This is a genomic window from Bacillus sp. N3378-2at (assembly GCF_033412715.1).
Lineage (GTDB): Bacteria > Bacillota > Bacilli > Bacillales > Bacillaceae > Bacillus > Bacillus subtilis.
Genome location: NZ_CP117986.1, coordinates 3,691,482 through 3,717,349 on the forward strand (window position 1 = coordinate 3,691,482; position 25,868 = coordinate 3,717,349).

At 39.4% G+C, this 25,868-nt stretch carries 23 protein-coding genes and 2 pseudogenes; 18 read left to right on the top strand and 7 right to left on the bottom strand.

Annotated elements, in window-relative coordinates; genetic code table 11:
- Window positions 1–33 precede the first annotated feature (33 nt).
- Complete coding sequence (gene spxO / locus PUN35_RS19765) at window positions 34–198, top strand: anti-adapter protein SpxO (RefSeq protein ID WP_003221681.1); 165 nt, start codon at window positions 34–36, stop codon at window positions 196–198.
- A gap of 27 nt (window positions 199–225) precedes the next feature.
- Here the strand turns inward: spxO and cssS are convergent, their stop codons facing one another.
- Together cssS and cssR are read right to left on the bottom strand one after the other, a co-directional pair.
- Window positions 226–1,581: a two-component system sensor histidine kinase CssS gene (gene cssS, locus PUN35_RS19770; protein WP_014480824.1), complete on the bottom strand. Its 1,356-nt coding sequence runs from the start codon at window positions 1,579–1,581 to the stop codon at window positions 226–228.
- On the bottom strand, window positions 1,578–2,255 hold the full coding sequence (gene cssR / locus PUN35_RS19775; protein ID WP_014480823.1) for a two-component system response regulator CssR: 678 nt from the start codon (window positions 2,253–2,255) through the stop codon (window positions 1,578–1,580). Before cssR ends, cssS begins: the two co-directional genes overlap by 4 nt.
- Window positions 2,256–2,532: 277 nt before the next feature.
- Between cssR and htrB the strand changes: the two genes are divergently transcribed.
- Window positions 2,533–3,909, top strand: a complete 1,377-nt coding sequence (gene htrB, locus PUN35_RS19780; protein ID WP_014480822.1) for a serine protease Do-like protein HtrB — start codon at window positions 2,533–2,535, stop codon at window positions 3,907–3,909.
- Between the two features lie 43 nt (window positions 3,910–3,952).
- Here the strand turns inward: htrB and mrgA are convergent, their stop codons facing one another.
- Together mrgA and PUN35_RS19790 are read right to left on the bottom strand one after the other, a co-directional pair.
- Window positions 3,953–4,414 (bottom strand): metalloregulation DNA-binding stress protein MgrA, encoded by a 462-nt coding sequence (gene mrgA, locus PUN35_RS19785; RefSeq protein ID WP_014480821.1) that lies wholly within the window; start codon window positions 4,412–4,414, stop codon window positions 3,953–3,955.
- Between the two features lie 89 nt (window positions 4,415–4,503).
- A pseudogene (locus tag PUN35_RS19790) lies at window positions 4,504–5,289 on the bottom strand (oxidoreductase); the annotation flags it as partial.
- 870 nt (window positions 5,290–6,159) lie between these two features.
- On the opposite strand from PUN35_RS19790, the gene PUN35_RS19795 reads away from it, so the two are divergent.
- From PUN35_RS19795 to PUN35_RS19860, 14 genes and pseudogenes are all read left to right on the top strand, one after another.
- Window positions 6,160–7,422: an aminotransferase class I/II-fold pyridoxal phosphate-dependent enzyme gene (locus PUN35_RS19795; protein WP_014480818.1), complete on the top strand. Its 1,263-nt coding sequence runs from the start codon at window positions 6,160–6,162 to the stop codon at window positions 7,420–7,422.
- Window positions 7,423–7,433: 11 nt separating this feature from the next.
- A complete protein-coding gene (locus PUN35_RS19800; protein WP_014480817.1) occupies window positions 7,434–8,717 on the top strand; it encodes a hypothetical protein in 1,284 nt (427 codons plus the stop codon).
- Window positions 8,718–8,724: 7 nt separating this feature from the next.
- Window positions 8,725–10,017, top strand: coding sequence for a hypothetical protein (locus tag PUN35_RS19805; protein ID WP_014480816.1), 1,293 nt, complete (start codon window positions 8,725–8,727; stop codon window positions 10,015–10,017).
- Window positions 10,014–11,348: a glutathionylspermidine synthase family protein gene (locus PUN35_RS19810; protein WP_014480815.1), complete on the top strand. Its 1,335-nt coding sequence runs from the start codon at window positions 10,014–10,016 to the stop codon at window positions 11,346–11,348. The genes PUN35_RS19805 and PUN35_RS19810 overlap by 4 nt, the downstream gene beginning before the upstream one ends.
- The gene (locus tag PUN35_RS19815) at window positions 11,348–11,872 is read left to right on the top strand and encodes a GNAT family N-acetyltransferase (protein ID WP_014480814.1); all 525 of its coding nucleotides are present in this window, start codon (window positions 11,348–11,350) and stop codon (window positions 11,870–11,872) included. The genes PUN35_RS19810 and PUN35_RS19815 overlap by 1 nt, the downstream gene beginning before the upstream one ends.
- Window positions 11,862–13,103 carry an MFS transporter gene (locus tag PUN35_RS19820; protein ID WP_014480813.1) on the top strand — a complete coding sequence of 414 codons (1,242 nt, stop codon included), beginning with the start codon at window positions 11,862–11,864 and terminating at the stop codon, window positions 13,101–13,103. Before PUN35_RS19815 ends, PUN35_RS19820 begins: the two co-directional genes overlap by 11 nt.
- Window positions 13,104–13,132: 29 nt before the next feature.
- Window positions 13,133–14,239 carry a methyltransferase gene (locus PUN35_RS19825; RefSeq protein WP_014480812.1) on the top strand — a complete coding sequence of 369 codons (1,107 nt, stop codon included), beginning with the start codon at window positions 13,133–13,135 and terminating at the stop codon, window positions 14,237–14,239.
- Between the two features lie 57 nt (window positions 14,240–14,296).
- On the top strand, window positions 14,297–15,022 hold the full coding sequence (locus PUN35_RS19830; protein ID WP_014480811.1) for an ABC transporter ATP-binding protein: 726 nt from the start codon (window positions 14,297–14,299) through the stop codon (window positions 15,020–15,022).
- Entirely contained in the window at window positions 15,019–16,215 is a 1,197-nt protein-coding gene (locus PUN35_RS19835; RefSeq protein ID WP_029318434.1) for an ABC transporter permease, read from the top strand. Before PUN35_RS19830 ends, PUN35_RS19835 begins: the two co-directional genes overlap by 4 nt.
- Window positions 16,216–16,469: 254 nt before the next feature.
- The gene (locus PUN35_RS19840; protein WP_014480809.1) at window positions 16,470–16,598 is read left to right on the top strand and encodes a hypothetical protein; all 129 of its coding nucleotides are present in this window, start codon (window positions 16,470–16,472) and stop codon (window positions 16,596–16,598) included.
- 1,247 nt (window positions 16,599–17,845) lie between these two features.
- Entirely contained in the window at window positions 17,846–19,642 is a 1,797-nt protein-coding gene (locus tag PUN35_RS19845; protein WP_014480806.1) for a M3 family oligoendopeptidase, read from the top strand.
- Window positions 19,643–19,751: 109 nt separating this feature from the next.
- Window positions 19,752–20,189: a YusW family protein gene (locus PUN35_RS19850; RefSeq protein WP_014477935.1), complete on the top strand. Its 438-nt coding sequence runs from the start codon at window positions 19,752–19,754 to the stop codon at window positions 20,187–20,189.
- Between the two features lie 217 nt (window positions 20,190–20,406).
- Window positions 20,407–21,234, top strand: a complete 828-nt coding sequence (locus PUN35_RS19855) for an ABC transporter ATP-binding protein (RefSeq protein ID WP_080265401.1) — start codon at window positions 20,407–20,409, stop codon at window positions 21,232–21,234.
- Window positions 21,235–21,258: 24 nt separating this feature from the next.
- Window positions 21,259–21,547: pseudogene (locus tag PUN35_RS19860) on the top strand (YusU family protein).
- A 19-nt stretch (window positions 21,548–21,566) separates the two neighbouring features.
- On the opposite strand, the gene PUN35_RS19865 reads toward PUN35_RS19860, so the two are convergent.
- Window positions 21,567–22,454, bottom strand: coding sequence for a LysR family transcriptional regulator (locus PUN35_RS19865; RefSeq protein WP_014480804.1), 888 nt, complete (start codon window positions 22,452–22,454; stop codon window positions 21,567–21,569).
- 133 nt (window positions 22,455–22,587) lie between these two features.
- Here PUN35_RS19865 and PUN35_RS19870 point away from each other — a divergent pair, with 133 nt between their 5' ends.
- Together PUN35_RS19870 and PUN35_RS19875 are read left to right on the top strand one after the other, a co-directional pair.
- Window positions 22,588–23,328, top strand: a complete 741-nt coding sequence (locus tag PUN35_RS19870; RefSeq protein WP_014480803.1) for an SDR family NAD(P)-dependent oxidoreductase — start codon at window positions 22,588–22,590, stop codon at window positions 23,326–23,328.
- Between the two features lie 18 nt (window positions 23,329–23,346).
- A complete protein-coding gene (locus PUN35_RS19875; RefSeq protein ID WP_033882098.1) occupies window positions 23,347–23,730 on the top strand; it encodes a tautomerase family protein in 384 nt (127 codons plus the stop codon).
- A 35-nt stretch (window positions 23,731–23,765) separates the two neighbouring features.
- On the opposite strand, the gene mdtP is transcribed toward PUN35_RS19875, so the two are convergent.
- Complete coding sequence (gene mdtP, locus PUN35_RS19880) at window positions 23,766–25,391, bottom strand: multidrug efflux MFS transporter MdtP (protein ID WP_014480801.1); 1,626 nt, start codon at window positions 25,389–25,391, stop codon at window positions 23,766–23,768.
- On the bottom strand, window positions 25,388–25,855 hold the full coding sequence (mdtR, locus tag PUN35_RS19885; RefSeq protein ID WP_014480800.1) for a MarR family transcriptional regulator MdtR: 468 nt from the start codon (window positions 25,853–25,855) through the stop codon (window positions 25,388–25,390). Before mdtR ends, mdtP begins: the two co-directional genes overlap by 4 nt.
- Window positions 25,856–25,868: the final 13 nt, after the last annotated feature.

Sequence of the window (25,868 nt, forward strand, 5' to 3'; positions counted from 1 at the left end):
TGGTCAAAGTTCAAGCGAAAGGGTGAATCTAGAATGAGAGAATTGGACGAAATGATTAGCCGCTTGCGAAACAGAGGAATCAAAGTGGAGAAAGTCAAATATCCGAAGCAGACCTTGTCAGAGAAAAAATGGGTTCATCAATGCAAACAGCCGCTCAAAACAAATTACAGAGATTTTAACGGCTATTCTTTCACATAAAAAAATAGACTGCAAAACATCTACAGTCTATTTTGGCACTGCTATGCGGTATGTTACACCCGTTTTGTCATTTTCAATTGAGATAGATGCCTTATGAAGAGTTAAAATTCGTTTTACGATGCTTAGACCAATGCCGAATTCGCCTTTCTTCCCTTTATTAAAAGGCTCATAGAGGCTGGAGAGCATCTCATCTTCAATATGCGGACCGTCATTTTTAATGGTGATCACGATATTTCGATCATCTTGTTTCATGCTGATTTCTATTTTTGTCTCAGCATAGCGGATTTGATTTTCCAGAATGTTTTCGAGGAGTTTGTTCCATTGCTCCGGATCGCCCGGCATCAAAATATCCTCTTCTACATCAATTTCCCACGATAGTTCTTTCCGCGCCCACTTCAATCGTTCGATGACTTCTTCTGTCACTTCTACAATACTGAACATGTCGTGCTGCACTTTTTGCTTCGCTAAATAATCCAGCTTCGTTAAATATAATAAATCCTTTATTTTTTTCTCCAGCTTAAGAGCTTCGCATTCAATAACATCTACAGTGTTTTCAAGGTCTCCTTTAGGAAAAATCCCGTCTTTAATTGATTGTGTATAGCCTCTGATGACCATGACCGGCGTTTTTAAATCATGAGAGATATTTTGCAATAGAGTTCTTTCTGTTTCATCCTTTTGCACAAGCTTTTGGCGCATCTCTTCGATGGTATGGCCCAATTTTCCGATTTCATCTTTCCGGTCCACTTTTACTGGGTCATCCCAATCCTGTTCAGAAATCCGTTTGACGTGTTTTTCAAATGATACAAGAGGCCTTGATAAATACTTTGCAAGCCAAATAGCCGGAATCCAGCTTAATAAAATGACGACAGCTATAATAAACAGAAGCTGTTTGAATAAGGTATAGGCCAAATCGTCCCGATAAGAATCAAGCGCGTAAGAGAGCATCATCGCTGATTGTCCATTGACGGAAAGTCCCTTTTTAATGACAAAAAACACTTTCTCTCCATTGACGTCGGCGCTGTAACGTTTCTTTTTAGCTTCCTGCTGATCAGCCAGCTTGTACACCTTGTGGATAAATGAAGATGACAGAATGCTTAAATCCTTGTCTGAAGAAGCCTCTTCATTTTCAGGAAGGAGCACGTGCTGTACGGAGCGGACAGTTGTCGGCGCCGTCGCTTCCTCGCTGTAATAGCGCCTTTCAATCGAACCTGGCAGGCGGTACTCTGTCAGAACATGCTGCTCATTTTCAATCGTCGTATACGTTTCATTAGTGAAAAAATCTCGCAGCGTGTTTGAAAATAACACAAGCAGTAAAATCGATATCGCTAACAGGATGCCGGATATGACAACCCATATCTGAAACGCGAGCGGCTTGTTTTTCATGATGACATCAACCTGTAGCCGAAACCGTAAATCGTCTCCACCTTCAATTCAGGCATCTTTCTGCGCAGTCTCCGGACGAGATCATCAACGACCCGGTCTGTTCCGAAGTAGTCATGCCCCCACACTTTTAGGAGGATATCCTCACGAGAGTACGGATGCCCTTTATGATGGATAAATAATAGCAGCAGATCAAATTCCTTTGACGTCAAATTGATAATATTCCCGTTTTCGTCATAGACCTCGCGGGCGTCTTCAGCGACCCGATACGAGGAGACGGCAATTTCATTTTTTTGGACAGGAGGAGCTTCCTTATATACGAGCTGCAGCAGCTTTTGCACACGGATAATCAGCTCCCGCGGCAGAAACGGCTTTGAAATGTAGTCATTGCTGCCAAGCTCTAAGCCAAGCACTCTGTCAATATCCGCATCTCGGGCGGAAATAAAAATGACCGGCACGTCAGGATCTTTCGCCTTGATTTCTTTTATTAATGTATAGCCGTCGGTATCCGGCAGCATGATATCAAGAATCCATAGGTGGGGAGACGGTGTCATTTTCTTTCTGGCGTCTTCACCTTTCGTAAAAGATGTAATGTTCCAGCCCTCATTCTCTAAATACTTCGTCAGCAGTTCATTCAGGTTATCCTCATCTTCAACTAGATAAATGGTGTATGACAAGGCTCTTCACATCCTTTCAACGTCATTATAAACTAGTTTTAACATACGGCAGGCAATTTTCATAATTTCACATATTCTTTTCATTTTTATCCCACAATGTTTGTTTATGATATGTATAAGGGAAGAAAGGAAGAGAAAAAGAGCGAGGAAGATGTAGGATGATCAAACATATTCTATTTTGGTGCTTTGCTTTTCTCCTCATTATTGGGACAATTGAACTTGTACATGCGATGAATATGTAACGATAAATGAATAACCGTTAAAGGAGTGTAAGAACATGGATTATCGACGTGATGGCCAAAACGATCAACATCAAACTGAACCTTCACATACAGAACAGCAGAATACAGAAAACCAGAAGCTGATTGGACATTCTGAACAAGAATTGCTTGACGTGCCTGTGTCTTATGAAGCGGGACGGCAGGAAACGGCTTCTGCACTAGAAATGGAAAAGCAAGAAACGGCTGTGAAAAAAGAAAAGAAACGGAGAGCCGCATGGCTGAGCCCGATTTTAGGCGGTATTATCGGCGGGGGCCTCATGCTTGGCATCGCGCCTTATCTGCCGTCAGACCAAAATCAGGCGACCGAGACCGCTTCCGCAAATAAACAGGTGCAGTCTGATAATTTTACAACGGCGCCGATAACGAACGCATCAAACATCGCTGATATGGTAGAGGATTTAGAGCCTACGATTGTCGGAATCTCAAATATCCAAACCTCTCAAAATAACACATTCGGCACAGGAGGAGGCTCCAGCTCAGAAAGTGAAAGCGGAACCGGGTCAGGTGTTATTTTCAAAAAAGACAGCAATAAAGCGTATATCATTACAAACAACCATGTCGTTGAAGGCGCGAACAAGCTGACTGTTACGCTATACAACGGAGAAACGGAAACTGCCAAGCTTGTCGGCAGCGATACCATTACTGATTTGGCAGTTTTGGAAATCAGCAGCAAGAACGTCAAAAAAGTGGCGAGCTTTGGTGATTCTTCACAGCTGCGCACTGGCGAAAAGGTAATCGCTATCGGTAACCCGCTCGGACAGCAGTTTTCCGGTACGGTGACACAAGGCATCATTAGCGGACTGAACCGGACAATTGATGTGGATACAACACAAGGGACGGTGGAAATGAACGTGCTGCAAACTGATGCAGCGATCAATCCGGGGAACAGCGGAGGCCCATTAATCAATGCAAGCGGCCAGGTCATCGGCATCAACAGCTTGAAGGTGAGCGAAAACGGCGTGGAATCACTTGGATTTGCGATCCCAAGCAATGATGTCGAGCCGATTGTTGACCAGCTGCTGCAAAACGGGAAGGTGGACCGTCCGTTTTTAGGCGTGCAGATGATTGACATGTCACAAGTTCCTGAAACCTATCAGGAAAATACGCTCGGCCTGTTTGGAGATCAATTGGGCAAAGGTGTTTATGTAAAAGAAGTTCAAGCAAATTCGCCGGCAGAAAAAGCAGGTATTAAATCTGAGGATGTCATTGTCAAACTAAACGGTAAAGACGTGGAAAGCAGTGCGGATATCCGTCAGATCCTTTACAAAGACTTAAAAGTCGGAGATAAAACAACAATCCAAGTGCTGCGAAAGGGAAAAACGAAAACGTTGAACGCGACACTGACCAAGCAGACAGAAAGCAGTTCAAGCTAAGAAAAAAACAAAAAGCTGAACCCAAAATAGGGTTCAGCTTTTTTTATCCTAAGTAAGAGGAAAGCATCCACACTTGTTTTTCAACTTCTTCAATTAATCCGACAAACAAGTCCGCTGTCGCATTGTCTTGATTTTCTTCAGCCAGGCCGATCACGAATTTAGATTCGCTGCTGATTTGTTTGTAGTCGTTTACCAATGCTTGTACCATTTCTGATGCTGATGTTTCGTTTCCGCCGTCTGTGATAGATGCATGCTCAGTGTATTCTTTCACTGTGGCAACAGGCTGTCCGCCAATCGCCAGCAGGCGCTCAGCGATGGTATCCACTGTTTCAGCCGCATAGTCATAAAGTTCTTCAAATTTCTCGTGCAATGTAAAGAAATGAGGCCCTTTCACATACCAATGGAAACGGTGGAGCTTAGAGTATAAAAGAAACCAGTTTGATAATTGTGTGTTCAGTGAATTCTCAACTAATGTTTGATTTGTTTTTGCGTTTTCAGTTTTCATAAGATAACGTCCTCCTTGTGATCTGTTGTTTTAATTATATCATATACTAAATAAAAATCAATACTAAATTATAATAATTATAATTTAGGTTATTTGAATAGCTTTTTCTTCAGGATAGACTCCCACGCAGACCAAGGAAAAAGCGATCGGAATAGCAGGGTGAGCTTGATGCCCTTTCCGATCGGGTATCGCAATTTCTTTATGTGCTGTTTTGTTGCCAATTGATAAATGAGGTCGGCAACCTCTTGGGGATCTCCGCTTTCTTCTCCGGTTTTTTGAACATAGGAAAGGATCTTTTTATAGTATTGATGATAGGCTGAATCGTCAGCAGGCACCGACATAAAATTTGATAATGACGTTGACCAGATCGATGTCTTGTATGAGCCCGGCTCGATCAAAGCGGTTTCGATACCGAACGGAAGCAGCTCGATACGCAGGCTTTCAGAAAAACCTTCCAATGCATGCTTAGAAGAAACATATGGCGACAGCGCTGGGAATCCGGTCAGTCCGCTGATGCTGCTCACGTTTATAATCTTTGCGCCGCCATGCTTTCTTATGTAAGGGAGAACGGTTTTTGTCACATGGATCACACCGAAGACATTCGTTTCAAATTGTTCTCTGAAATGTTCCATCGGCACATCCTCGATAAATCCTCCATAAGCCGTTCCGGCGTTGTTAACGAGTAAGTCGATCGGGGCGTAAGCACTAATGGCTTTTCCGAATGAGACTATAGATTGTTCATCGGTGACATCGAGAGCTGTAATGTGAATAGAATCAGACACATTGTGTGCTGCAGCCAATTCCCGAAGCTGTTCGGCTTTTTCAGGCTGTCTTGATGTGGCTATCACGAAAAATGATCGGGCAAGCTTTACTGCCGTTTATAAAAAAGAAGAAGGGAAAGCTGCTCCTTAAGCGAAGAGTAGCTGTTTTACGAGTGCCTTTTTGAATTTCAATTCCCTACCATAGTCCAAAGGCTCATCGGCTAAAGATTGATGTCACTTGCTTCTAATCTTAATAGGCTAGAAACTTTTTCAGAAAGGTTGACAACTGATTCATGGGAAAAACTGTAGCTTTCCAATTGGTAGCCGGTTTCATTTTAATCTTTTCTGATGCAATCTAATAGAGATGAGTAAACGCGGAGCATTTTCGGACTAATCCGGTCGGATCGCCGCAGATCAGATGTTTACAGTTGTACCCGGACGAAAATCTTGGACAGAAATAAAGTATGTCTCCTTCAGATTCTGCAGCAGCTTGAGTTTCACCTGCTGTTGCGGCCATGAACGCAAAGTATTTGGGCATCGATGTCCGGGTCGCCACCGTATGACCTCCTACGGTTTTCCTCGGGTGGCTGTCCCTTTGCAACAAAAATCCGCTACCTTCCTTAGTTGCTTTTTAATTTTCCTCTACTATTGTTATGCTCTCATTAGAGGTCAAAAGGTGGAGTATTTTCGATAGAAAGTGCCACTGGTTATCGCGCGAGATGTATGAGTTCTTCCCACAATACTATTAAGGGTTTTTGAAGGAGTTAATTTGAACAGCATAAATCAGTTTGCCAAAAAAATAATAATCAGTTTCAGTATCGTACAAAAATCCGGTTCTTTAAGTAAATATCCACGTTAATACCATTGATCGTATAGGCGTATTTAAATGTAATCAATGGTTTTTTATTTTATTACAAAATAATTGAAATATATTACATTTAATTCTATAATGTATAAAAATAGGATTTTTGGGGAGAGTTGCAAATGGAGAGTCTAGTAAACACTAGGAATAGAGACTTAACTTTTCAATCAACAAAAACAAGACGAAATAAGCTTTTATATGATTGGCTGACAGAAACCGATCATATGAAAGTTATGGGACGGACGTTTAAAAGTATTCCACATCGTTATGTTTCTGCGGCATATTCAGTAGAGTCCACTTCCCCCCTTCCAAAAGAGGAACAATATAAAAAACTGTTACACCTTGGTTCTTATAACTATTCTGGACTCAATGGTCATCACCTAGTATTAAAAGCATCTAAAGAAGCATTAGAAAAGTACGGAGTAACAACAAGTGGAGTTAGACTACTAAACGGGACAACTGACTTACATGTTGAATTTGAAAAAAAACTTGCGAACTTCCTTGGTGTAGAAGACGTGTTAACGTATAGTAGCGGATTTTCAGCAAATGTATCTGTGATTTCAGCTCTTTGTTCAGAAAAAGATGTCATATTATCTGATGAATTGAATCATCAATCTATTATTGATGGCATTAAATTATCTGGAGCTAAATATATTAAATATAAACATAGAGACTCGGACAGCCTAAAAGGTGCTCTAGAGGGATTGCCATACGTTCAGAGAAAGTTTATTATCACAGATGGCATTTTTAGTATGGATGGTGATGTAGCTAAGTTAGACGAACTTGTTTTATTAGCCGAAAAATACAATGCATTTATTATCGTAGATGATGCGCACGCAACCGCAGCTTTTGGACCTTATGGCAGAGGGACGCCATCTCATTTTAAAGTTGAAAAAGAGATTGATATACTAACTGGAAGCCTAAGTAAAGGATTACCGGGTGTTGGTGGATTTGCTGCTGGATCAAAAGAAACAATAGATATTCTTCGCTGGGGATCCAATGGCTATATGTTCTCTGCATCATTACCACCGTCAGTTATCGGAGGTTTAATTGCAGCTATTGATATTCTAGAGAAAAATCCGGACATCCAGGAAAAGTTACACGAGAACGAAAAGTATTTAAGAGATGGCATTCAACAAATAGGACTTAATGTTTTGCATAGTGAATCACCTATTATTCCAATTATTCTTCCAGATCGCAACACAACTTTACGTTTTGCAGACTTACTTCATCAAGAAGGTGTTTACGTTAACCCCGTTTTCTTTCCAGCCGTTTCAAGAAAACTGCCTAGACTCCGCTTAAATACGAGTGCAGCCTTAGAAAAATCCGATCTAAATTACACATTAAATGCAATTGAAAAAGTTGCGTTGTCTATTCTGAAATAAGGAGTGTAAATATGAATTGGATAATGGACAGGCGAAAAGATTTAAAATGGATTATCGGCCCGGCAGTAATCAGTTTTATTGTGGTTATTTTATATTATGGTATGACGGCTTTGGGATTAGGAGTAACTTTAACCCTGGGCATTCTTTATTTAAGTTGGACATTATTATTTGACGGCACCCATGTTTTTGCTACATATACAAGAACATACTTTGATAGAGAGTTCCGAAGCCAAAATAATAAAGCTTTACTTTATAGTCTATTGATCTTAGTTGTTGGTCCCTTACTCATTTTATTTTTCTATTTAACACAGGGGATAGGGGCCACAAGAGCAGCTGCAATCACATTTAATCGCTTTGGTTTGCTCTATGCCTATTATCACTTAATTAGACAGCATTGGGGTTTTATTTCCTATTACAGAGGAAAAAACGGAGAGAAAGATCTAAAAACAAAGAGATATGATGCGTTATTGATAGGATTTGGGAGCTTATACCCACTTTTTCAAAATCACCTACTATACTATCATCCTTTTTCATTAGCAGAACGCTTTTCAGTTTCCTATTTGTATTGGCAACAGACCGCAAATTCCTCACTTTTAATCGGTCTCTGTTTAGTGATAGGATGTATGTTTTTAAAATATTTTAAAAACATCGAAAAAAATAAGGTTATGAAAATTTTATTTAAAAGTTCTTTTGTATTCTTAGGGATTTCTGTTTTTATTCATCTTGCTCTAATGTATGGTTTATCTTCCGTATTAAAAACATTGGCTACTATATCATTGGTTGGTTTTTTCCTATCTGCAGTTTTTGCAATATACCATGCAGTATCAAATCTAAAACATAACTCTTTCAACTTACCTAAATGGTTACTAATTGGTGCTGTTTTAATAACTCATAATGTTATATTGCTGATTAATGTTCCTATCACTATCCCATTTATAGCCCTAACAATATTTCATAATATTCAATACCATCGGTTTATAAGGTTTCATAATGTAAATAAATATTTAGTTAATGAAGGAAAAGTAAAGTTTGGTTTAGCTTTTTCAGTTACTGAAAAATTAATTTTATTTGTAGTCTTGGCTTTTTTGTTTGATATGTTCATAACTCTTCCGAGAGCAATAAACAATCAGATAATGACTTATGAATTGCTGAATTACACATTAGGTGCTTTATTTTGGGGAGTGGCTTTTCATCATTATATTTTGGACGCTTTTATTTGGAGCAGGAGAAAAAATAAAGATCTTAGTCAAACTTTGAAAATTCAACAGGATATTCAAGTAAGACATGGAGGTTAACAACTATATGAATTTGGAGTTTAAAAATTGGAGCGAAAGATTCAAGAATGAATTAACAGATTTAGGGATATTTTTTGAGGATGGAAGAATGCCTATATCACCAATAATTTTAAAGAAAGAAAAAATATATGAGTGGGAAAAAGAACTTCCCAAATTATTAGAGTTGGGACGCAAGGTTACATTTAATAATAAATCTCAGGTGCGACCGGATCATAAAGAAATTGCGGAGTTATATAAGAATGAGTCTATTCCTGGAATCATGCGTCCAGATGGAATATTAGTTGATGATCAGCTTAAGATAATTGAAATGAATATTGAATCTGCAGTAGGAGGGACATGGGAAGTTGATTTCATTCAGTATTGGATACAACAGAATCCATTAAGTCAGGCACCAAGTCATGCTGAATACCCCAGTGTAAAAGATGGAATAAAGAGATTTTTAATCGAAATAAAAAGAGAGAGTCAAACAAATATTAAGGAAGAAGAAATCAATATTGCACTTATGGGGTTTAATGATTTCGATCAATTTTATAAAGATTTAACGGAAGAAATGGTTGAATGGATTGAAGAGGCTGTTGGAATTAGAGCTTTTTTTGTTACACCGGAGAATTTAAGGGCAGCAGCAGATTACATTACTGATGGTATACGAAATTATCATATATTATACCGAATCGGAACGTTGGTACATCCTCAGGAAAAAGTAAAGGAAATGATTCGAGTTATAAAAGAAGCATGGAACACCGACACAAGAGTTTACTCAAATCCTGCGGATCTTTTTATGGATCATAAAGGGATTGTTGCTGAACTGAGTGAGCAAATAGAAAATAATGGCCGTTTAACATCGTGCGAAATTGATTTAATCAATAAATATATCCCTTGGACACGGACAATTAAGAAGAGGGACGTTATTTACAAGGGCAAACAATACAATCTTCTTGATCTAATCCTCTCGAATAAAAACCAATTTGTCATAAAAAGATCGCATTCGCATGTTGGTGAATACGTTTTTATAGGAGCTGAAACAAAGGATGATAGATGGGAAGACTTAGTTCATAAAATAGGTATGGATTCTACTCAGTGGATTGTACAGGAAAACCTAGAATCACCTTTTTATGATTTTCAATATTATCATTCTACAAAAGGAATTATTACTGAATCTAAAAGGTTTACGCTAAGTCCTTATATATTCGGGTCACATTTGGGAGGGGTTTTAGTCAGAATAGAGGATGACTCTAATAAACGAGTATTAGCATTACCTTCAAATAGTTGTATGAGCTCAACGGGAGTGGCTATCTTATGATTGTACAAAATGAGATGTACTCAATTGATCAAAGAAAGATGAAGCAGGGTATTGAAAAGAAACAAATTTATTTTGATGGTAAAACACCTATACCCGTTTCTTTAACTCCTTTTTTAATTGATAAATGTAAATATGATCACCTAGTATCTAAATCAGAACTCGTTTTAGAAGCGATGGAAACATTTTTGCGAATCTATATTGAATATGAAGATATTCAGAAGCATTTTCCTGAGTTATCAGTGTTTAGAGAACTGAGTAAGGTAAAACCTGAATATAAATATTGGATACACTTGGCACGATTTGATGTAACTGAAACAATTGACGGCAGTTTTAAACTTATGGAAACAAATTGTGATTGTCCAGGTGCGATTCTTTGGGTTTCTTATATTAAACAAATATACGAAGATCTTGACATTTTTAAAGAAATCTCGAGTAAATATGAAATAAATGCACAGGCTACAGATGATCCGCGACTCTTTATAAAGAGCCTTATAGATGTGTATAAAGAAGTAACTGGAAAGAACCAAGATCCCAATATTGGTTTTTTAAGTAGTGAGTATCATCCTGTGCTTACTGATTTGGATTTGCTTGAAAAACTTGCTGCTTCTATGGGACTTTCAGCAAAACATATACCTATTCAAAAATTGCAGTCTGTTGAGAATCTTCCTGGTTGGGATAATAAACCTCTTCAGATGGCGTTCCATAAATTTGACGCATTTATAGATGAAAATGACCAATTTAAATACTGTCTTTACGAAGAATCAGTGTCAGAGGTAGAAGAGTATTGGAATGGATTAAAAAACAATCAATTTATTTATGTTAATTCATTTCCATCTGCAATGGTCGCCGAAAATAAAAGAATATTATATCTATTAAAAGACAAACACATTCAATCTTTTTTCTCTGAGAAACAAAAAGAGGCTATTGATATGTTGATTCCAGAGACATTTTCTCTAACATCGCAAAAACTCGACCAAGTAAAAGAGGTTATAAATAATAAAGATCAATACGTTTTAAAGCGAGTTATTGATACAAGGGGTAGAGGAGTCATCCTGGGGAAATTTTGTCCTGCTGATTTATGGAGTAAACATGTTAACCAAGCTATAGATAAACCTTTCATTATACAAAAATATATAGATCAATCAAAGAAAATTATCATTAATCCCAATGTAGATCCTACCCAGATAAGTGTATATCAAAGCTTAGCGTTATATTTAATAAAAGGGAAAGCGTCTGGACTTTTATGCCGTTCATCTATTGATCCTATTACAAATGTCGGTAAAAGGGGAGCTGTTCAACCAGCGTATATCATTAGTGAAAGGGAGATTTAATGTCTACAATTATTCATATGTCTAAAGCATATTCAATTGTGAATGTATCTGTTAAAGATAAGGAGAATTTAGAGTGCTCTCTAGATGTCATAATGGAAGGGCTAGAGGATATCTATCGTAATTTTAATTTTGATAACAATAACGAAAACAGAAAAAGAGTAGATAATCTTATTGAGAAAAGTTTAGAAGTCCCTGAAGGAACGTTGTTACTTGCAAAAGCGGACCAGAATATTATCGGATACTCTTTTTCAGGTAAGAGGGTAAATGAAATAACCGGTCTTCGGTACCCATTTATTTACGCATTGTGGGTGCATCCTGACTGGAGAGCAAAGTTTGTCGGAGTAAGGTTATTAGAAAAAAACATCCAGTTATTAGAGCAAAGAGGCTTTAAATTGGTAGCAGCACAGGTGAATTATAATAACAAAATTAAAGAAACATTAGCTCCACGCTTTAAATTTGAGCCGAATAGCTTAATTTATACACTTTCTTTAGCTGATAAAAAGGAGAATGAAATTGATTCATAATGATTACAGGCGATCATTTTATTTGCTATTGAGCAGTCAGTTATTTGCTATCTTGGGTAATGGAATCAGTCGTTTTTCTATAGTGTGGTGGATAACAACAGCTTATCATTCAGGAATCATAACATCGTTTCAAATGATTGCTGCCACTTTACCTGGAATAATATTGGGGCCTCTTTTAGGTCCCCTAATTGATAAGCTTTCCCGCAAAAATATTCTGCTTTTTTGTAATGTGTCAAATTTAATTATTTTATTCTGTCTTTGGGTTCTTTTTAATTTTTCTTCAGTGAATTTGATTACATTAACTTTATATGGTTTTATAGCCAGTTCTTTACTATCAATGCAGCAACCCGCACTAATTTCAAGCTGTTCTAGTATGATATTGGAGCAAAAGAAAGGAAAATTAGCGGGTTTGCAAGAATTGCTAAATGCTTTAGGGATGGTCTTTTCACCAATAATCGCGGGTTACCTTATAGTGGTCCTAAAAATTCAGCAAATATTGTTTTTAAACCTGAGCTTTTTTATGTTAGCTGTTGTGTTATTGGTTTTTACAAATGTGCCTAAAAAAGAATTTGGTAAAGAGGATCATAATCATTTTCTTAGTGAACATATTGTAATGCTATATGAAGGTTTTCAATTCATTAAAAAGCGTAAATTATTAAAAGCATTACTATTGTTGTTTTTTATAGTCAATATTTGTTGTGCTGTACAACCAATTCTCCCTTTGTATGTAACAAATGATCTTTTAAAGGGACCTGTTACCTTAGCCCATTTGGAACTGTCACTTGGAATTGGACTTATAATTGGTAGCATCCTGAATGCTTTATTAATTATCCGAAAAGAAAAAGAAAAAGTAATTTTATTTAGTTTGATTGTTTGTGCTCTTATAGAAATGGGACTTGGTCTTTTTGTAGACGTTTCTTGGTCCACTTTATTGATCGGATTCTTTGGATTTGTTCTTCCATTTATAAATGCAACAAGTACATCTATATGGCTGGAGGTTGTTCCTAACCATTTACAAGGTAGAGTATTTAGCATAAGAACAACTTTTGCTCAAATGGGAATACCTATTGGATTTTTATTAGGGGGGGCTATAGCTGATATAACAAATGCTTCCATTGTGTTTATAAGCGGTGGTCTGCTTTTATTACTTACAGCAATCTTTTTTAAATTAAGCGGTTCATTACGTACTTTAAACATCGAGTCCCAAAAAAGAATACAAGAGACGTTGTAGTTTTCTCAGTCCTTTAAGGAGATGATTTTATGAAACAAAATTTTGATATTGTAGAGAAGTTTGATCTTTGGAATGAGTATTGTGAATACTGGATAGACCACTCACCTTTATTATCTCAAAAGGATATTCAAAGTTCTAAAGATGAACGTGCAAAAGCAGATGTTATTTTAAACGGTTTTATAAGCACTTATCTGCTTCTGTCAGCTGTTGAAATAAACTTGTTTGATGTACTACATGAAACTCCTTTAGATTTGCCGGAATTAAGTAAAAGACTCAATGTTCCAGAAACAAATGCATATCGTTTAGTATATATGTTAGAAAAAATGCAGCTAGTTACTATTAAAGAAAAAATAGAAGTAACGGACTTTGCGAAGAAGTTTTTTATTCCTGCCTCAAATAGTTTTGAACCTTATTTGTGGCCAAGAATCGGATTCACACGACTTTTTTTAAAAAAGTACGGTCCTATTTTCTCAGAGATGGTAAAGACAAATGTCCAATTTGATGAGATTCATTGGCCACCAAAAAATGAGATAGAATCAAGAAATTTTGAACCTATTATGACGGCGGAAGTACCTTACTTAGCTTCCTTTTTATCGCAGCACTTGCTTTCTAATTCACAGAAAGATGTAACCATGCTAGATGTTGGTGGCGGAGATGGAACTATGGCTTCTATATTAGTTAAGAAACATCTTGATTTATACATCGATATTTTAAACCTTCCTAGTGCCTGTTCCATTATTGAAGAAACTTTAAGCAGATGGAATACAATGTCTAAAATAACTGTCTTTCCAGCAAATTTTTTGCAGGATAAGTTCCCTCAAGGATATGATAAAATTTTATTTTCAAGGGTTCTAGTTGATTGGGAAGATGCAGTTGTATGTATGTTGTTAAAAAAAGCTTTTAATGCTTTGAAACCAAAAGGAGAAATTTACATACTTGAACGTATAAACAAACCTGATGGGATCAGTCGTTCTTGGTTAACATTTATGGCTATGGGGATTGAAGCTCACGTTTTTGCCAGGTCTTTTGATGAATGGGAAAAATTGTTGGGAACAGAGGGTTTTTCAAATATTTCAAAAATTACAGACGGATCATTTGAAGGTTATGGTATTATTAAAGCAATAAAATTAAAGTGAAAAGCATTCAAATAAAATGAGTGTTTTCTCAATATTTTTTAGCAGAGGTGTTTTCATATGTTGCGCGTAGAACAGGTTACAGGAGGTTATAAGCGTAATAAGATGGCAAACCACAATATTTCTTTTCAGATTGATAAAGGGGAAATAGTTGGTTTAGTTGGGCTAAATGGTGCGGGGAAAAGCACGATCATTAAGCACATCTTAGGTATCTTAAAACCCACTGAAGGCCGTGTTACACTTGATGGTGTGTCATTAAGAGATGATCCCTCCTATTTTAGGCCGCGTATTTCCTATATCCCTGAAGTTCCTCAATTATATCAAGAATTAACTCTTTGGGAACATTTGGAATTCACTGCATCAGCTTATAAAATGAAAAGAGAAAAATTCGAATTAAAAGCGGCCGAACTGTTAAAAAAATTTAGAATGGAAAAAAAAATAAATGATTACCCGCAGACTTTTTCGAAGGGGATGCAACAAAAGGTTATGATTCTTTGTGCCTTCTTGGTTGAAGCAGTTTTCTTTATTATTGATGAACCCTTTGTTGGGCTAGATCCTTTAGCAATTGATACATTAATTGATTTAATGGTTGAAATGAAACAGAGGGGAATGGGAATCCTTGTTTCTACTCATATTTTAACTATGGCTGAAAAATATTGTGACCGTGTTGTTTTCTTACATGAGGGAAAGGTTAAGGTGCAAGGAACCATTCAGGAAATTCAAGATCAGATGAAAATGAATGATGTTTCATTAGAAGAAATGTTTATTGGGGTTGTGAAAAATTGAGTTCACTATGGGGGAAATTGTTTAAAAGACGATTGAAAACTCAATGGGAAAAAGAAAGAATTTATCTTTTTCGAGTATTCAGCAATAGCGGCGTATTCATAGTTTTCGGAGTGTTGATGTATTTATATGTAAAATTGTTTAAATGGTTTGATCAGATTGTAACGGGCAGGTTTGAATTTATTTTATTTTTTTCTATTATAATGGCGATTTTTCTAACAAAGAATCCACTCACAACCTTTTTACGTGAAACAGATATTTACTTTATGCTACCGGCTGAATCAGAGTTGACCCCATATTTTAAATATGCTTTTTATCTTAGCTTGTTTATCCAAGTACTAAAAATTATTGTGTTAATGTTTATTCTGTATCCATTATTTCAAAGCAAGACAGGTGATCATATACTGTTTTTAACAACATGTATAATCTTGCTTTATTTAAAATACTTAAACATGAAAGTTGTTTTTTATGTAAATAAAGAAATCTTTCTTGTTCAGTTTATTATAAATGTTGTATTGCTAAATCTTTTCTTTTATCACCTTCTGTTGTTTTTGCTTATGGTTGGGACTATAAGCTATATTTTGATAACCAGGCAGACATACATATTGCCAAGCGATATGTGGATTATCCAAATCAACAAGGAACAAAAGCGAAAGTCATTTTATTATACTTTTTTGAACTTGTTTATTGATATACCGAGTGTGCAACATCGTGTTAGAGAAAGAAAGTATTTGTTCTTTTTGATTAAAAGATCTTCGTTTATTTTCCTAAACCCTTTTTTATATTTATTGATTCGCTCTTCGTTAAGATATGGGGAGTTTTTTGGCATCTATATTCGCTTCTCATTTGTCATGTTGATTGCTTTGGTATTCACAACAAACCCTGTTTTAACCGTTTGTATTACGCTGTTGGGATTATTTCTAACAACATTACAAGTACTTCATAATTTCAAGCCTAACTTATATCCGTTAATACTACGTACATATCCAATAACAAATAGAGATGTGAAACTTGGACTTGAATATATTGTGTTTTCATTACTTTTACTTCAAATCTTTTCTCTGTTATTGTTGTTGATTTCAGGTAGTATTGAAATTCAAAATATATTGTTATTACAAGCATTATCCCTTGCTGTAGCCTATATTTTAAGTTTCTGGTATGTTCCCAAAAAGGTAAAAGATATATTTAACGATTAAAACTCTGATTCCCTATAACATCGTCTCAAGATTTCGGTTGTGTTTGGAAGCAGTGTCAAATTTTTTGGACTCGAGCTCTTGAAAAGAAAGTACTCTATTACTTATCAGTATATATCCTGTTGGTGACAATTTAGCTGTCCGCCCCGTCTTTACTGATCCGGTGGTATCCTACTCCAAACCGGCACAGATCACAAGCGGAATCGATAACTTTATTATTGAACTCTATTTAGATTTAATTAAGGGAGAGTGGCCTTTTGATAAGTTCTATTGGAGTATCAGATGTTGATATTGTGTTTGGAGGAAGGGCTATGGAGCTTCTGCCTGCCATTAAAGATATACCCAAGGATTTTAGAGAAGGCTCTCACCCTTGGTATATTGCATAAAATATATTTTATAACAAGAAAGCAACAATGAAATCTCATAAAAAAGAATATTGATCCCGAGAAAACAGTTCGTCATATTCAAACAATACTAAGTTCTTTTCAACCCAAACATGAACACAAAATTGCAGGTTGTGCGTATTTAAGGAGTCAATTTTTTGATGAAACATAGTGAGCATTTTATATTAGTTACTGACACTTCCAGATTTCCAAAATCTTCTCCACCCTAGGCCTAGGCCGCCGTCAGTTTATTTATCGATCTTTATGTAGGATTCAACTGTTTTTGTTTTATTTCTAGATACAATAGCAGCATGTCCTACACCACCAATGAACCAGCTACCAGAGTTAACCTCATAACTAACTATACATCTCCTTTGGTGCCCAATAATCCTAAAACTTTGTTTTCTGTTTGATATTTAGGTTCGTTCCACTTGTGTAAAACTTCATCAATTTCACCGGATTCTTTCAATTTTTTTATTTCCTTCTTGTGACTCCTTGTATAAGTCATCTGCATGTTTTTATACAAATTGATATTCTTCCTTGCTCATTTCATAAATTTTTTAATCTCATCATCGGTCAATCCTTCTTCTTTTAACTCTTGGGTTCAGTTTTAACTCTTTGATCGGCAAGACTCGGGACCCCCTCTGCCTTTCCACTGCTTCCAAACCATACCCTAGAAATTAACATTGTTGTAAAGGTCATGGTTGCTAACAAATATTTTCTCCTTTCATTATAATATTCTATATGCTAATTGTTAACTTTTATTATGAAACAACACAAATAGAAGATTGGTGACGCTTTAATTGAGAGTATGGACAGTGACAATTAGTCCAAATAACTCTCTTTCTTGATAAATCTTTCTCCATTGACGTTATTGACAGGTTACATAAACCTTAAATGAATCTCTTATGTACAAATCAACCCCTTTTCAGACTCTGCTGTAATTTTAGGAATCATTGAATACTTTTTCCTGTAAATAGTACTAAATCACCGTCTATTCCAAAAAGTCAAAAATGAGTGGGTTTAGCAACCCGTTAACAAGTACTAAGTTGTTCTGTATGTCAAGTTTTTCGGACTTTCAATTGCTCCCGTTACGATTGCTATTTTTTTATTCATCCTAACCCTCCTATTAAACTGCTACAGCTATTGTACAATCCTGAACAGGAAATGACGCCTGTAAAAAGAAATTTTTATAGAACAATTCAGAATTGTTCTATAATAGAACGAAAGAACGAAAGGGGTTTTGTGATATGGCGCTGCAAGGGGTAGGCCAAAGATGGGATCTTGATTCATTTTTTAAGGGCGGAAGCCAATCGGAAGAATTCAAAGGTTATATTGAGAAGCTGTCACAAAGTCTGCGTGCATTTCAAGACAGGACTGATGCGTTTCAGGTGCCTGAATCGCCTGAAGAGGCTGAAGGGCTGACCGCGTTGCTTGATTTATTCGAACAGACATCCGTCAAGCTTCAGCAGGCCGGCGCGTTTGTTGCCTGCCTCCAGGCCCAGAATATCAATGATCAAAAGGCTATAGAGCATCAGGCACTCATGAACCGGCTTTCCGCAGATTTTCAATCGTCGCTCGTTACATTAGATCATAAACTTGTGGACGTAGATCAAGACGTGTGGAATGAATTGCTAACAAAACCGGGATTAAGAGATATATCTTACATATTAAATGAAAGAAGACAGAGGGTTGCCGAAAAGCTTAGCCCCGGTAAAGAAAAACTGATCGGGAACCTTGCCGTGGACGGATATCACGCTTGGAGTGACTTATACAATATGGTTGTCGGGAAAATGACGATCCCGTATGGGGAAAATGGTGAAAACAAGCAATTGTCTGTCGGTCAGGCGGAGAATATGATGGACCATCAAGACCGTACTGTCAGAAAAACAGTATATGAACGTTTCCGCCAAGCTTGGGAGAGCAAGCAAGATATTTTCAGCAACACGCTGAATCATTTGGCGGGATTCCGGCTCGAAACCTATAAGGCGCGTGGCTGGGAGAATGTCCTGAAGGAACCGCTGCAAATTAACAGGATGAAAAAAGAAACACTTGATACGATGTGGCAGGTCATCACTGAAAACAAGAAGCCGTTCGTTCAGTTTTTGAACCGGAAAGCATCCATGCTCGGCCTTGAAAAACTCAGCTGGTACGATGTCGAGGCACCGATCGGTTCTGACGGAAAGGTCTATTCGTATGATGAAGCCGCAAATATCATTACCAGCCAGTTTTCAACGTTTGGCAAAAAGCTGTCCTCATTCACTGAAAAAGCGTTTCGGGACGGCTGGATTGAGGCGGAAGACAGGAGCGGAAAAAGAGTCGGCGGCTTTTGCACCAGTTTTCCTGACAGCGGGGAATCCCGGATTTTCATGACATTTTCGGGCAGCGCCTCAAATGTCTCTACTCTTGCGCATGAACTCGGGCACGCGTTCCATCAGGAAGCAATGCTCGACGTCAGGCCGTTAAACCGCTCCTACGCCATGAATGTTGCAGAAACAGCTTCAACGTTTGCAGAGATGATAGTCGCGGACGCGACTGTCCAGCAGGCCGAGACGAGGGAAGAGAAGCTTGTTCTTCTGGAGGATAAAGTGCAAAGAAGTGTTGCGTTCTTCATGAACATTCACGCAAGATTTCTATTCGAAACGAGATTCTACGAGGAACGAAAGCGGGGAGTGGTACCGGCCAGCCGCTTGAATGAGCTGATGGAAGAGGCACAAAGAGAGGCATACTGCAATGCGTTAGAAGAATATCATCCGCTTTTTTGGGCATCAAAACTTCACTTTCACATCACGAGGGTGCCGTTTTACAATTTCCCTTATACATTCGGCTACCTATTTTCTCTTGGCATTTACGCGCTGGCGCTTGAAGAAAAAAATGCATTTGAAGAGAAGTATATGGCGCTATTGCGCGATACTGCTTCTATGACAGTGGAGGATTTGGCGATGAAGCATTTGGGCGCTGACATCACGAAGCGTGATTTTTGGGAGAATGCCATCAAGCTGGCTGTGCGTGACGCCGAAACCTTTTTGCAAATGACCGAATCTTAAAGAAAAAGCCGTGGCGTTAAATGCCCCGGCTTTTTCAATTCTTCTCTGAATGAGGATTTCATTCTCTGGATATACCTAAAATAAATGGAATCCTACAGGGGGGAAACATATGCATTTGATCAGAGCAGCCGGGGCTGTATGTCTCGCAGTGGTTCTGATTGCGGGCTGCCGTTTCAATGAAGACCAGCAGCAGGCAGAAGGAGAAAATACAGCCGTCACCCAGCTGAAGTCCGTTCCCTACAGCAATTTTTCGCTTCGTGTGAGCTACGGGGATGGTGAGCATAACCGTTATGAAGGAATCTATACAAAGAACGGAACTCAGGAAAAAGCGGAAATACAGGATAAGCTCTCCGGTGTCAATCAGGAGGGAGAAGAAGCATTGGATGAGATGAAAATGATTTTGAGCGAGCTTTCCGTAACAGACCAAATGGCTGAAACAGAAGTGATACACAGTGTGCTGGCAGCATTTAATCTGGACAGTCATTATGATCATATCGATTTAAAATTGAAGCTGAAGGACGGCTCCATCAGAGAAATCAAGAAGTAATCTTGTGATAAAAAACCCATAAACGTCAATTATGTCCATAAAACTAATTGAAAATGATTTTCAAAGTCAGTGTTTTCTGCTACAATGAGGGATATATGACCATATCAAATGGCTGAATATCGGAATCACTTGCATTGATGATAATTGACTTAAAAGCATGTATATAGAAAACGTGCAATACATAGTGCTGCTAAAAAGCCAGCAAAAAGGAGCGGTTATGGGTATGAGTGCAATTTCTACAGAAACGCTGAGCTTAGGATACGGGGATGCCGTTATTATTGATGAGTTGAATTTAACAATTCCCAAAGGTGAAATTACCGTATTTATTGGCAGCAATGGCTGCGGAAAATCGACACTTTTACGTTCATTAGCGCGCCTGATGAAGCCGAGAGGCGGTTCAGTGCTGCTGGAAGGAAGAGCGATTGCCAAGCTTCCGACGAAGGAAGTCGCAAAAGAGCTCGCAATCCTGCCCCAAGGTCCTTCGGCTCCTGAGGGGCTGACGGTGCATCAGCTGGTGAAGCAAGGAAGATATCCTTACCAAAACTGGCTGAAGCAGTGGTCAAAAGAGGATGAGGAAGCAGTTGAAAGAGCGCTTAAAGCAACAAAGCTTGAGGACATGGCTGACCGCGCCGTTGATTCTTTGTCAGGCGGACAGCGCCAGCGGGCTTGGATTGCGATGACGCTTGCCCAGGAAACGGATATCATCCTTCTTGACGAGCCGACGACGTATTTAGACATGACGCATCAAATTGAAATTCTTGATTTGCTGTTTGAGCTGAATGAAAAGGAAGGCCGGACGATTGTTATGGTACTCCATGACTTAAACTTGGCGTGCCGCTATGCACACCATCTCGTGGCCATAAAAGACAAACGGATTTATGCAGAAGGCCGTCCGGAAGAGGTCATCACTTGTGATCTTGTGCAAAATGTGTTTTCTATGAACTGTCAGGTTACACAGGACCCGCTCTTCGGAACGCCTCTTTGCATTCCTCATGGCAGGGGCAGATGCATTGTCCAGGAAGCGGCTTTCACATCACATGGATAAATAACGCAGCGAAGGAGCTTTCAATTGAGAAAGCTCCTTGCTGTTTTTTTTGAAAGGAAGATGGAAAATGGAACAAAAACTTCAGGAGCAGCTTGATGGATTGCTAGAGAAGTATACTGAGCTTCTGCTTGGTGAAACAAACGATGAGCTAAAAGAAGAAGTGAAGCAATGGATTTTGTACACGCATATAGCCAAGAGCATGCCTCCGCTCGCTAAGCATTGGAATGCGACATACCCCGACGCAAAGCAGGGCATTAAAGAGATCATTCAGCATATTAAGGAATTAAATGAAGCGCATCGAAACAAACAATAGCCAAAAAGCAGTCTGTACATTATAGCAGACTGCTTTTTTGTGATTCAGCCGTTTTATCTGGCGTAAAGGAATCCATAAAGGTTCTCAGCGCGCTGCTGATAAACGAATCTTTTCGAACAATAAACTCTGTTTTCATCTGGCTGAGCGCTTCAGGCAGCGGGTACAATCGAATTGATCCTTCTGCTTCATGTTTCTGCACAACCGTTCTTGGCAGCAACGAGATGCCAAGACCTGCTGTAACCCCGCCGATAATTGCTTCAAGCGTCCCAAATTCCATAATGACCGGCTGTGTGACACCGACGGAACGCAGCCATTTTTCAAGTGTTTCTCGATACGAACAGCCTGTGCTGTAAACGAGAATCGGCTTTGTGATGGCTTCCTCAACATCGGGCACGGAGGCAGCCGAAACAACTACTGGTTCTTCCTCAAACGCAGGATAGGATTCGAGCTCAGGATGATGGCATTCGCATCCGATAAACGCGCCATCCAATTCATAACGAAGAACTTTATCAAGGAGAAATTGCGTATGTCCTGTTGTTAAAGATAGCTGGACGTTTGGATGTTCTTCATAATAAGATGCCAGGAGCTTTGGAAGCCTTACCGCGGCGGTAGTCTGAGTGGAGCCGATCATAAGCGACCCGCTTGGTTCTGCGGAGGATGAGAGCGCTTTAGACGCTTCATCAAGCAGGCCGATAATTTTATTTGCGTAGTCCAGCAGCAATTTTCCGCTTGCAGAAAGTGTCATGCCCCGATTATGGCGCAAAAACAGTGTGGTACCCAGCTCAGCTTCCAATTGCTGAATTCTGGCCGTGACATTCGATTGTACATAGCCAAGCTGCAGGGCTGCTTTCGTAATGGTTCCTTCACGAGCTACCATTTGAAACACACGTAAATCTCCGCTTTCCATTTTGAACTCCTCCGTTCGTTTGCTATCAATCTAAGTGATATCTAGTATCTTTAACAATCATTATACGTAACATCAAAGCTGGATTACAATGGAATCAGAAATATACTTTAGTCAACAGCAAGGAGTGGCGGCAATGAATGTCTTGAACAAAATAGCTCTCGTAACGGGGGGCGGCACAGGAATCGGAAAAGCAGCCAGTATGGAATTGGCAAAGCGCGGGGCGATTGTGGCGGTGAATTATTCACGCTCGCAATCAGAAGCGGAGGAAACAGTGGAAAAGATTCGAAAAGCTGGCGGGCAAGCCTTCGCCATCCAAGCAGATGTATCTAAAAACAGCGACGTGCAGGATATGGTTCAAACAATCGTGAAAACATACGGCCCGATTGATGTTTTAGTCAACAATGCCAGCATTACACGGCATATTCCAATGGATGATCTTGAGGCTGCGACAGAAGACGTCTGGGATGAGCTGTACGCCGTCAATGTGAAAGGGATGTTTTTCTGCGCGCGGGCAGTGGTTCCGTTCATGAAGAAAAGCAAGGCCGGGGCGATTGTAAACGTCGGCAGCATTGCAGGGGTAACTGGTGCCGGCTCATCTATGCCTTACGCAGTATCAAAATCGGCGGTGCACGGTTTAACGAAATCATTGGCTCACGCCTTAGCGCCTGAAATCAGAGTGAGCGGTGTAGCACCAGGAGCTGTGGCAACGAGATGGTGGGCTGGCCGGGAAGAAAAAATGAAAAGCATGATTGGCTCTTTGCCGCTGCAGTGTATTGCTGAACCAGAGGAGGTTGCCAAATTGATTTGTTCATTAGTTGAACAGGAATCACTCACAGGCCAAATTATCACAATTGACAGCGGACAGACGCTGTAAAGAAAGGGATGCAGGGAGATGCCATTTGTACAGATTCATTTACGGTCGGGAAGAAGCGAAGCGTGGCTTCAAAAACTGAGCAGGACTATCCACAAATCGATGATTGAAGAAATCAATGTGCCGGAAGATGACTATTTTCAAGTCATTAGACAATATGAAAAAAGCGAATTTTTTTATGATCCATTTTATCTCCAAGTCGAGCGTACTGATGAACTAATATACATTCATTTTACACTGAAACAGTCAAGAACAACTGAACAGAAAAAAGCACTTTACCGCTCAATCGCGAGCCGGATTCATTCCGAGCTTGGTGTCAGAAAAGAAGATGTGTTTATCATGCTGGCCGGAAATCAGGCTGAGGATTGGTCTTTCGGAAATGGAAGAGCCCAGATGATTGAATAAAAAACCCCGCGGATTGATACCCGCGGGGTGCTCTATTAATGGGAAGGTGATTCAACGGCTTTTGCCGCTTTCTCTTTTTCTTGTTGGTCTTCCGTTTTCTTATTTGATAGCTTGATAGGTTTTAAGAACAAGGTGAATACGGCTCCGACTGCGATAAAGATCAGGCCCGTATAAAACACGCTGTGGAGCGAATCCATCAACGATGTTTTTAAAATCGGCACAATATGGGATGAGAAAGCCGCAGGGATTTGTTTGACCGCGTCCGGACTGAACAGTGATTGCAGCAGCCCTTGCGGATTTGTATCAATCATACCCTTTAGCTGGGCGGCAAACGAGCTTGCCTGTGCCGGAAGAGAGTCTAAATATGGAACCAATTTATCTGTTAATAGATTTCCTGATCTCGCATTCATTACGGCTCCCAGCATGGTAATGCCGAATGTTCCGCCGATAGAACGGAAGAATTGGCTGGATGAAGTGACAACTCCAAGCTCCTCCTTCGAAAAGCTTTCCTGTAAAGCCAATGTCAGAATCGGCATAACAAGACCCATTCCCAGACCAATAATCGCCATAAAAGATGTAGCGACAAGCTTGCTCGTGTCGAGATCCAATGTCGTTAACAGCAGGAATCCGCCGGCCATAACCAGCATGCCTGCAATGATTTGCGGTTTAATCCCGATTTTATAAACAAGCTGTCCGCCGATGATACTTGTGATAATCATAGAAATCATCATCGGTGTCATAATTGTACCCGATTCAGACGCACTTACACCGACAATTCCCTGCATAAAGAAAGGAACAAATGTAATGGCGCCAAACATACCGATACTCATAAAGAAGCCGATCAAGTTTAGAAATGTAAATGTTCTGTTTTTAAATAAATACATTGGCAGGATTGGCTCTTTTGCTTTTGATTCTACGATGATAAAGCTGACAATGCCGATCAGTGCGAGAGCGAACAACCCAAGAATCTGCCATGAATCCCATGCATAATCTTTTCCGCCAAAGCTTAAGGCGAGCAGGAGGCTGACCACACCCACAATCATTGTGAAAATACCAGCGATATCGAAGTTGATCGGCCCAGTCTGCTGGCGTCCCTGTAATCCCCTGGCAATAAAAATAACCGCAATAATTCCGACTGGCAGATTAATATAGAAAACCCATTTCCAGTTTAACGAGTCTACAATCCAGCCGCCGATTTGCGGCCCAATCACTGAAGCCAGCCCGTAAATTGCGCCAAAGACACCTTGGAATTTAGCACGCTGTTTTCCTGTGAACAAGTCACCGATGACAATCATCGCCATCGGCATCATGATGCCTCCGCCGATTCCCTGCAGTCCACGGAAGATAATCAATTCCGTCATGTTGTTGGCCATTCCGCACAAAGCAGAAGCGGCCATGAAAATAATCAAACCTGATACATAGACAATGCGGCGTCCCAATAAATCAGCCAGTTTACCGGCAATTGGAACAATGGTTGTTGATGTTAACAAATATGCAGTTGTCAGCCAGGTCATCATGCTCAAACCGCCCAGATCACCGACAATTTTCGGCATGGCCGTTCCGACAATGGTACCGTCAAGGGCTGAAAAAAACATGGCAATAATTAAGCCTGTTATTAATAACGTTCGTTTTGATTGTTTGCCTTCTTTACTCATTTTCATCCGTTTCCTCTTTTCATGTTTTGCTTTTCATCCGTTTCTGCTGCTTGTGCGAGCTTTGCTGTAATATGCGCCGCCTGCAGCATTTCCTCCTCCGTCAAAAAGGAAAGATAGCGCGCCATAATGGCTTTTCTGCCCGCCAGAACCTCCTCGAACTTTCTGTCTCCTTCGTCAGTAAGACTGAGATCAATCACTCGCCTGTCTTTTGTGTTGTGTGTTCTGGCGATAAGATTTTTTTGTTCAAGGCGATCTGCCATCAGCGTCACCGCGCTTGGCTTCACCTCCATACGCTCGGCAATTTCAGAAATTTTGAGGCTGCCGTGTTTCTTTAGGCTGGCCAGCACAAACAGCTGCGCTGGGGTGACACCTTGTTTCTCCATGCTTTCCAGCATTTCAGGCTGTATCTTTTGAAAGAGCGCCTGAAGCGATAATTGAATATCGGACATTAACTGATCCGCACTCTTCATATTCATTTCCCCT

What these genes read in the sequence shown, in the direction of transcription:
- spxO (WP_003221681.1), top strand. Translation starts at nt 34, where the DNA reads ATGAGAGAATTGGACGAAATGATTAGCCGCTTGCGAAACAGAGGAATC.
- cssS (WP_014480824.1), bottom strand. Translation starts at nt 1,581, where the DNA reads ATGAAAAACAAGCCGCTCGCGTTTCAGATATGGGTTGTCATATCCGGC.
- htrB (WP_014480822.1), top strand. Translation starts at nt 2,533, where the DNA reads ATGGATTATCGACGTGATGGCCAAAACGATCAACATCAAACTGAACCT.
- mrgA (WP_014480821.1), bottom strand. Translation starts at nt 4,414, where the DNA reads ATGAAAACTGAAAACGCAAAAACAAATCAAACATTAGTTGAGAATTCA.
- PUN35_RS19795 (WP_014480818.1), top strand. Translation starts at nt 6,160, where the DNA reads ATGGAGAGTCTAGTAAACACTAGGAATAGAGACTTAACTTTTCAATCA.
- PUN35_RS19800 (WP_014480817.1), top strand. Translation starts at nt 7,434, where the DNA reads ATGAATTGGATAATGGACAGGCGAAAAGATTTAAAATGGATTATCGGC.
- PUN35_RS19805 (WP_014480816.1), top strand. Translation starts at nt 8,725, where the DNA reads ATGAATTTGGAGTTTAAAAATTGGAGCGAAAGATTCAAGAATGAATTA.
- PUN35_RS19810 (WP_014480815.1), top strand. Translation starts at nt 10,014, where the DNA reads ATGATTGTACAAAATGAGATGTACTCAATTGATCAAAGAAAGATGAAG.
- PUN35_RS19815 (WP_014480814.1), top strand. Translation starts at nt 11,348, where the DNA reads ATGTCTACAATTATTCATATGTCTAAAGCATATTCAATTGTGAATGTA.
- PUN35_RS19825 (WP_014480812.1), top strand. Translation starts at nt 13,133, where the DNA reads ATGAAACAAAATTTTGATATTGTAGAGAAGTTTGATCTTTGGAATGAG.
- PUN35_RS19830 (WP_014480811.1), top strand. Translation starts at nt 14,297, where the DNA reads ATGTTGCGCGTAGAACAGGTTACAGGAGGTTATAAGCGTAATAAGATG.
- PUN35_RS19845 (WP_014480806.1), top strand. Translation starts at nt 17,846, where the DNA reads ATGGCGCTGCAAGGGGTAGGCCAAAGATGGGATCTTGATTCATTTTTT.
- PUN35_RS19850 (WP_014477935.1), top strand. Translation starts at nt 19,752, where the DNA reads ATGCATTTGATCAGAGCAGCCGGGGCTGTATGTCTCGCAGTGGTTCTG.
- PUN35_RS19855 (WP_080265401.1), top strand. Translation starts at nt 20,407, where the DNA reads ATGGGTATGAGTGCAATTTCTACAGAAACGCTGAGCTTAGGATACGGG.
- PUN35_RS19865 (WP_014480804.1), bottom strand. Translation starts at nt 22,454, where the DNA reads ATGGAAAGCGGAGATTTACGTGTGTTTCAAATGGTAGCTCGTGAAGGA.
- PUN35_RS19870 (WP_014480803.1), top strand. Translation starts at nt 22,588, where the DNA reads ATGAATGTCTTGAACAAAATAGCTCTCGTAACGGGGGGCGGCACAGGA.
- PUN35_RS19875 (WP_033882098.1), top strand. Translation starts at nt 23,347, where the DNA reads ATGCCATTTGTACAGATTCATTTACGGTCGGGAAGAAGCGAAGCGTGG.
- mdtP (WP_014480801.1), bottom strand. Translation starts at nt 25,391, where the DNA reads ATGAAAATGAGTAAAGAAGGCAAACAATCAAAACGAACGTTATTAATA.
- mdtR (WP_014480800.1), bottom strand. Translation starts at nt 25,855, where the DNA reads ATGAAGAGTGCGGATCAGTTAATGTCCGATATTCAATTATCGCTTCAG.